Annotated in this window: 7 protein-coding genes and 1 tRNA gene; 3 read left to right on the top strand and 5 right to left on the bottom strand. The window is 70.5% G+C overall.

What is annotated here, in order from left to right; translation table 11 throughout:
- From CCN51_RS48695 to CCN51_RS48675, 5 genes are all read right to left on the bottom strand, one after another.
- Positions 1 to 587, bottom strand: a 587-nt coding sequence (locus tag CCN51_RS48695) for an aminopeptidase P family N-terminal domain-containing protein (RefSeq protein WP_425444804.1), incomplete at its 3' end; no start/stop codon positions are given.
- A 77-nt stretch (positions 588 to 664) separates the two neighbouring features.
- Positions 665 to 1,357 (bottom strand): IclR family transcriptional regulator, encoded by a 693-nt coding sequence (locus CCN51_RS48690; RefSeq protein WP_014177568.1) that lies wholly within the window; start codon positions 1,355 to 1,357, stop codon positions 665 to 667.
- A gap of 361 nt (positions 1,358 to 1,718) precedes the next feature.
- Positions 1,719 to 2,492, bottom strand: a complete 774-nt coding sequence (locus CCN51_RS48685; RefSeq protein WP_014177569.1) for a helix-turn-helix domain-containing protein — start codon at positions 2,490 to 2,492, stop codon at positions 1,719 to 1,721.
- A 235-nt stretch (positions 2,493 to 2,727) separates the two neighbouring features.
- Positions 2,728 to 3,468, bottom strand: coding sequence for a helix-turn-helix domain-containing protein (locus CCN51_RS56760; RefSeq protein WP_014177570.1), 741 nt, complete (start codon positions 3,466 to 3,468; stop codon positions 2,728 to 2,730).
- Between the two features lie 612 nt (positions 3,469 to 4,080).
- Positions 4,081 to 4,153 (bottom strand) — tRNA-Thr (locus tag CCN51_RS48675).
- A 197-nt stretch (positions 4,154 to 4,350) separates the two neighbouring features.
- Here CCN51_RS48675 and CCN51_RS48670 point away from each other — a divergent pair.
- The 3 genes from CCN51_RS48670 to CCN51_RS48660 form a co-directional block, all read left to right on the top strand.
- Positions 4,351 to 5,487 (top strand): ABC transporter ATP-binding protein, encoded by a 1,137-nt coding sequence (locus CCN51_RS48670; protein ID WP_014177571.1) that lies wholly within the window; start codon positions 4,351 to 4,353, stop codon positions 5,485 to 5,487.
- Positions 5,488 to 5,822: 335 nt separating this feature from the next.
- Positions 5,823 to 6,242 (top strand): hypothetical protein, encoded by a 420-nt coding sequence (locus CCN51_RS48665; RefSeq protein ID WP_014177572.1) that lies wholly within the window; start codon positions 5,823 to 5,825, stop codon positions 6,240 to 6,242.
- Between the two features lie 44 nt (positions 6,243 to 6,286).
- The coding region (locus CCN51_RS48660; RefSeq protein ID WP_107426292.1) for a nucleotidyltransferase family protein at positions 6,287 to 7,051 on the top strand (765 nt) is incomplete at its 3' end.

The following is a 7,051-nucleotide window of genomic DNA, read 5'->3' as shown; positions in this document are numbered from 1 at the left end:
GTCCGTTTCGCCGGTCGGCGGCGATCTCGCTCTCGCCGCCGACCGGCGAAACGGACCTGCACGATCTCCTCGTACGCCGCGTCGGCCGCCGCACCCGCGGACGCGAGCCGCTGCACCTCGTGGGTGTCCTTGACCGCGCGCAGCATGGGCAGCGCCTCGCCGATCGCGGAGTAGGAGGTGTCCGGGAGGAGGCGCTGGAGGCCGAGCAGGTGGACGGCCCAGGTCTCGTCGGAGATCCCGTAACGGCCGCGCGGCGGCAGCATGTCCGCCGCCGTGCGGTACGGGTCGCCGCCGTCGGTCCAGCCGGTCACCTCGGTCGCCCCCACGCCGGTCGCGGCCAGCGCGTCCGGCCGCTCCAGCAGGGGCACCAGAAGCCGGGGCGTCTGCCCCGGGACGAGCATCAGGGCGGTGAGGCGCTCGGTCTCCGCCGGGGGGCGGTAACCGCACAGATGGACCATGTCCGGGCCGGGGGTGACCACCAGCCCGGCCAGCCCGGCGTCGGCGGCGGTGCGGGCCGCCCGGGACATCCGGGCGGTGTAGTCCTCAAGGGTCATGGGGGCGAGCTGTTGCTCAGCGGGCGTCGGCATGCGCACAGCATCCCGCAGCGGTGGCCGCCCCGCGAACCGAATCCGGCGGCGGCCCACACGCCCGTTGATCAGCGCTATCAGCGCTGGAACCCGCTGCCGAGCCGTACCGCCGCGTCGATCACCGCGCTGCCGTAGACCCGGCCCGGGGTGTTGGACATCCGCCCGATGGGCCCGGAGATCGACAGCGCGGCGACCACCCGGCCGCCGGGGCCGCGCACCGGGGCCGCCACGGCGGCTATCCCGTGCTCCCGCCCGCCGACGCTCTGGGCCCAGCCCTGGCGCCGTACACCGGAGAGCGTGGCGGCGGTGAACTGGGCGCCGCGCAGCCCCTCGTACAGGTCCTCGGGCCGCTCCCAGGCCAGCAGCACCTGTGAGACGGGACCGGCGTTCATCGGCAGGGCGGCGCCGACCGGCACCCGGTCCTGCGCGACCGGGTTGCCGGCCACCGCGGCCTCAGCGACGCAGATACGCATATATCCGCGGCGCCGGTAGAGCCGGGCGCTGGCACCGGTCACATCGCGCAACTCGCCCAGCACGGGCTCCGCCGTGGTCGCCAGGTGGTCCCGACAGGCTTCCAGGGCCATCAGCCCGAGCCTCGGCCCCAGGATGAAGCGGCCCTGTGCGTCCCGGGCGAGCAGCCGCAGCCGCTCCAGGGCGAGCACCAGCCGGTGCACGGTGGGGCGTTTGAGGCCGGTGGCGGAGACCAGCCTGGCCAGGGATGCCGGGCCCGCCTCCAGGACACCGAGCAGCAGCGATGCCTTGTCGAGCACACCGACCCCGCTCAGCAGCTGCTCTGGGGAGGTCCGGTCTGGAGAGCTCCGGTCTGGAGAGGTCCGGTCTGGAGAGATCCGTTCCGGAGTCATCCGTTCCGGAGTCATCCTTTCCGGGGCGGCGGGGGCAGCAGGGGCGGCCGGAGCCGTGTTTCCCCGAGTCGTCTTCCGGTGACTCGTCACCAACTTTTCGGGAGTTGAAATCGTCATAAGAGTGCCTCCTTGTCGGGCCGGTCACTCCCATGCGCCAGGACCGTCCGCAACTACGGCTTTCGTCAGGTCAGTTCATCATGTCTAGCCGGACGCCCAGAGCACCCGCAACGCGCCTACAGGAAGCTGCCAGCACCTCAACCGGCCACGGTCACCGCCCCCCGCGCCACCGGTTCAGCGCCGGTGGCGCGGGGGGTCTCGCGGCGGGTCCCGCTGGGCGTCCCCGGGGGGGTGTGACCGGCAGTAGCCCCAGCTCAGCGGCGCGCACCCCGGCCTGGAACCGGGAGCTCGCACCCAGCAGGGCCATGATCTCGGCGACATAGCGGCGATATGTGCGCACCGAGACCGACAGCTCGCGCGCGGCGACCTCGTCGGTGACGCCGAGCCTCAGCCACTCCAGGATCGGCCGCACCATCTCCATCCGGGGGTGGTCGCCGAAGTCGACCCGCTCGTTCACCACCACCGCATTGCGCCAGATTCCGTCGAAGAGGGTCTGCAGGGTCTCGATGACCCCCGGGTCGCGGATCGCCGAGGCCCGGCGGCCGACCGCGGAGTCGGCGCACACCAGCGCGGCGCGGCCGTCGACGATGAACGCGGCGAGCAGCGGAATCCGGGCGACCCGGACCTCCAGATGCCGCCGGTCCCTGGCGTGCCGTCGCACAAAATTCCAGTCGAGTGAGTTCTGGGCGCACAGAACACGCGTTCTCACGTCCTCGCCGCCGGAGCGGAGCCATTCGCTCAGTACGGAATGCAGCGCACCGACATGCGCGGCCTCCGCCGCGAGCACCACGTCGACATTCCCGCCGGCCTCCCGGATCAGCTCTTCGGCAGCCGTTCGAATTTCTTCCTCGTCCGTTTCCACCGCCGCGACCCAGGAGTTCCCCCGCGGCCGCCCGGCGCCCTGGTCGGCCGCGGATTCGGCCACCCCGGATTCACCGGAACCGGATTGGCCGGACCCGGATTGGCTGGACCCGGATTGGCCGGCCGCAGATTGACCAGAGCCGGAATCACCGGCCCCGGAATCGCCGGCGACGGATTCGGCAGCCGCGGCTGATGCGGCGACCGTGGATGCTATGAGCGCGCGAACCGCCAGGAGTTCCTGGGCGATGGCCTGCTCGGCCAGCTCGTTTTCGGCGCCGCCCTCCTCGTACCCGGTCACGTCAGTCGACGTCCGACAACAGCCCCAGTTCGACGGCGCGCACCCCGGCCTGGAAGCGGGAGTTGGCCCCGACGTCACGCATGATCGCCGCGACATGGCGGCGGTACGTACGCAGCGAGACCCTGATCTGGCGCGCCGCCACATCGTCCGTGTGACCCTCGCGCAGGCGCTCCAGGATCATCCGTACCGAGTCCGAGCGCAGTCGGTCGGCCAGGCGCTGATGCTCGTCCAGCGGCATCGCGCTGCCCCAGGCCCCGGCGAACATCAGGTCCAGCGCGCGGACCGACGCGGGGTCGTTGTTGAAGGTCGCGTACCGGCCGCCGCATTCGCCGCCCGACCGGCCGAAGGCGGCCCTGCCGTCGGCGATCACGGTCCCCTGCAGATCCACGTCCGCGACCCGGACCTCATAGCCCAGCGGGCCGCGCCGCGCGGCGGCGAGGATGCCGAGCGGGGCCAGGACCTGTGGGGTGCAGAGCACCCGCACGGTGACCCCGGTGCCCGCGACGGCGGTGAACCGGCCCATCTGCGGGAGGATCGGTTTGGCCCGCTCGAAGGTGCCGGGCACGATCAGACTGATGCTGTGCCGGGCCCGCGACAGGAGCTGCCCGATGGCCTGTCTGACGGCGGGGCCGTCGGTGGCCAGCACCATCGGCGGGGACTGGGCCGGGGCGCCGAGCATGGACGCCGCCGGCTCTTCCGTTGTATTGGACATGGACAGTTTGGACATGGACAGTTCAGCCATGACTCCCCCATGCGGCACACGACCCGTCCGTCGCATACCCGTCGGTTGCTGCCGACCGTCCCAAGTCACCAAGAACGGCCGCGAAGGCGATCGGCGGCCGCCCCGTAATTGAATCCGCAATGACACAGCCGCCGATCAGAATCACGAACTTCCGCATCACGAACTTCCGCGCCACCGTTACCCACTGGTTCTCAACCCGCGAGTAGCCCTTCTTCCCCGCGGTCGAGAAGCCCGTGTCCAGTAGGTGGATTGTGGCTGGAAAGGCCGCACAAGCCCCTGCGGCGCGACATTAGTTCGCCCTCCGCAAGCCAGTCAACGCACTACAGTTGGTAAAGATCAAGTAAAATCGCCCACTTTTGTGCCGCTTCTACTTAACGGCACGGCGCGGCAGCCGCGGGATTGTCAACAAGCTGCACTCCGACCCGGAAACTCCGCCCCAGGTGACCCCGCTCCGAACGCGCAGCGCACTCGGAGGGCAACGGTGGGCGATCACGCGGGGGCGCGGCTGGCAATTTGTTGACAGCCGGGACCGGAACCCGGGGCACGGGATCGGGGTGAGAGGCGAGACGAACGGCCCTCCGTGGTCCGCCACGAAGGGCCGTGCGCTCGCGGAGCCGACTGTCGGGCTCGAACCGACGACCTTCGCTTTACAAGAGCGGTGCTCTACCAGCTGAGCTAAGTCGGCGCGTCCCCAGCAGTGTACCCACGCCGAGGGGGTGATCCGTTCGAAATTCTCCGCTCGCCCAAAGTCTGGCCAGCACAGGTAGAGACAGGGAGCCCCACTCCGAGTTAAAGTCGCGGCCAGTCCGCGCAAGTGGACTAGACCCCTGCCTTTACTCGGATCGTCCGGCACGTTCCTGCCGGTGAAGGGACCAGATCAGCATGGCCACGGTTACGTACGACAAGGCGACCCGGATCTACCCGGGCACTGAGAAGCCCGCCGTCGATCAGCTCGAGATCGACATCGAGGACGGCGAGTTCCTCGTTCTCGTCGGCCCCTCCGGCTGCGGCAAGTCCACCTCCCTCCGGATGCTCGCCGGCCTCGAGGACGTCAACGGCGGTTCGATCCGGATCGGCGACCGCGATGTCACCCACCTTCCGCCGAAGGACCGGGACATCGCGATGGTGTTCCAGAACTACGCGCTGTACCCGCATATGACCGTGGCCCAGAACATGGGCTTCGCGCTGAAGATCGCCGGCATCAACAAGACGGAGATCCGGCAGAAGGTCGAAGAAGCGGCCAAGATCCTGGACCTCACCGAGTACCTGGACCGCAAGCCCAAGGCGCTCTCCGGTGGTCAGCGGCAGCGTGTCGCGATGGGCCGCGCGATCGTGCGTGAGCCGCAGGTCTTCCTCATGGACGAGCCGCTGTCCAACCTGGACGCCAAGCTCCGCGTGCAGACCCGTACCCAGATCGCGAGCCTGCAGCGCCGGCTGGGCATCACCACCGTGTACGTCACCCACGACCAGGTCGAGGCCATGACCATGGGCGACCGGGTGGCCGTACTCAAGGACGGGCTGCTTCAGCAGGTCGACTCGCCGCGCAACATGTACGACCGCCCCAACAACCTCTTCGTCGCGGGCTTCATCGGCTCCCCGGCGATGAACCTCGTCGAGGTGCCGATCACCGACGGCGGCGTGAAGTTCGGCAACAGCGTCGTCCCGGTCAGCCGTGAGGCGCTGAGCGCGGCGGCCGACAAGGGCGACCGCACGGTCACCGTCGGCGTCCGCCCCGAGCACTTCGACGTGGTCGAGGAGAACGGCGCCGCCGCCAAGGCCCTCACCAAGGAGAGCAAGGACGCCCCGGCCGGTCTGGCCGTCACCGTCAACGTCGTCGAGGAACTCGGCGCCGACGGCTACGTCTACGGCACCGCCGAGGTCGGCGGCGAGGTCAAGGACCTGGTCGTCCGGGTCAACGGCCGCCAGGTGCCGGAGAAGGGCGCCCAGCTGCACGTCGTCCCGCGCCCGGGCGAGATCCACGTCTTCTCGACGTCCACGGGCGAGCGACTCAGCGACTGAGCACCTGAGCGATTCAGCGCCTGAGCGCCTGAGCGCCTGAGCGCGCGACAATCCGATTGACTCCACGGCGCCGTCCGTCCGCCTCTGTGCGGACGGACGGTGCCTGTTGCTGTATCGACAAATAGCCCGACAGATAAATACCCTGCCGGATCGGACATTTCACCCCAACCCGTCAAGGCCCACCCCTCTCTCCGGCGTATCTGGTCCCCCGAAACGGTGACTAAATGTCGCCAAATCATCGCTCCTCGCTACGATCACCGCGTACCGCAGTCCCCTACGTACCGACCGTCCGCATACGGGCGGTCGAGCACGGCCACGAACCGCGAGGAACGTCCTTGAACACCGCAGCCCGCCGCATCGGCAGAACTCTCGCCCTCGTCCTCCCCGTCGTCCTCGTCCTCTCCGGGACGCTCGCCGTCACCCGCGTCCCGTGGGCCTCCCCGGCGGCCGAGTCACAGATCCTCACCGCCTCCTCCGACAAGGCCTCCACCCGCGCCGCCCACCGCGCCCCGCACGAGGCGCTGCGCGACCGGCTGCTCGCCGAACTCCAGGAGAAGGACCCGGGCGTGGCCCTCACCCATCTCCAAGTCGCCACATCCGAGCGGCCCTCGCTGGCCAGGCACTGCGCCTCCATCGCCCGCGCGCTCGGCCGCGCCGCGGTCGCCAAGTACGGCGGCACGGACCGCGCCCAGGCCTACTCCCGCCCGGTCTGCGACACCTCGTACGCGACCGGCGTCACCCGGGCCCGCCGCTGACGCGGCCGACCGCCCCCACCACGCCACCGCATATCGTGCGGCCCATGACAGATGACGCCCGCACCGCGGCGCGGCACCCACTGCCCGCGCGCCCCACACAAGCCGTCGTCCTGGCCGGAGGCCAGGGCTCGCGGCTGCGCCCGTACACCGACGACCGGCCCAAGCCCATGGTCGAGATCCCCGGCACCGGCACCCCGATCATCGGCCACCAGCTCGCCTGGCTGGCCGCCGAGGGCGTCACCGACGCCGTCGTCTCCTGCGGTCACCTCGCGGCGGTGCTCCAGGACTGGCTGGAGTCGGCGGATCTGCCGCTGCGGGTGACGACGGTCGTCGAGAAGGAGCCGCTGGGCCGCGGCGGCGGTCTGAAGTTCGCCGCGGCGTCGCTCCCGCACCCCGACCGGTCCTGGTACGCCACCAACGGCGACATCTGGACCCGCTTCTCGCTCCGCGACATGGCCGACTTCCACCGCGAGCGCGACGCCGTCGCCACGCTCGCCCTGGCCCGCCCGCGCATCCCCTGGGGCGCGGTGGAGACCGACGAGTTCGGCCACGTCCTCGACTTCATCGAGGCGCCGCCCTCGCCGTACCTCATCAACGCCGGTGTCTACGTCTTCTCCGCCGACTTCACCGCGCTGCTCCCCGACCGCGGGGACCACGAGCGCACCACCTTCCCCCGGCTCGCCCGCGAGCGCCGCCTGGCCGGGTTCCCGCTGCCCCACGGCGCGTACTGGCGCGCCATCGACACGGCCAAGGACCTGACCGAGGCCGCCAAGGAGCTGGCCGCCGGATCCCCGCCGCACGGCGCGCTG

Origin of the sequence: Streptomyces milbemycinicus, assembly GCF_002154605.1 — a bacterium.
GTDB lineage: Bacteria > Actinomycetota > Actinomycetes > Streptomycetales > Streptomycetaceae > Streptomyces > Streptomyces milbemycinicus.
Note: the sequence above shows the minus strand (reverse complement) of the source record. Positions and strands in the feature narration are given on the sequence as shown.

Bases quoted from the DNA above. Each gene is read 5' to 3' on its own strand.
- CCN51_RS48670 (WP_014177571.1), top strand. From the start codon at position 4,351: ATGGCCACGGTTACGTACGACAAGGCGACCCGGATCTACCCGGGCACT.
- CCN51_RS56760 (WP_014177570.1), bottom strand. From the start codon at position 3,468: ATGGCTGAACTGTCCATGTCCAAACTGTCCATGTCCAATACAACGGAA.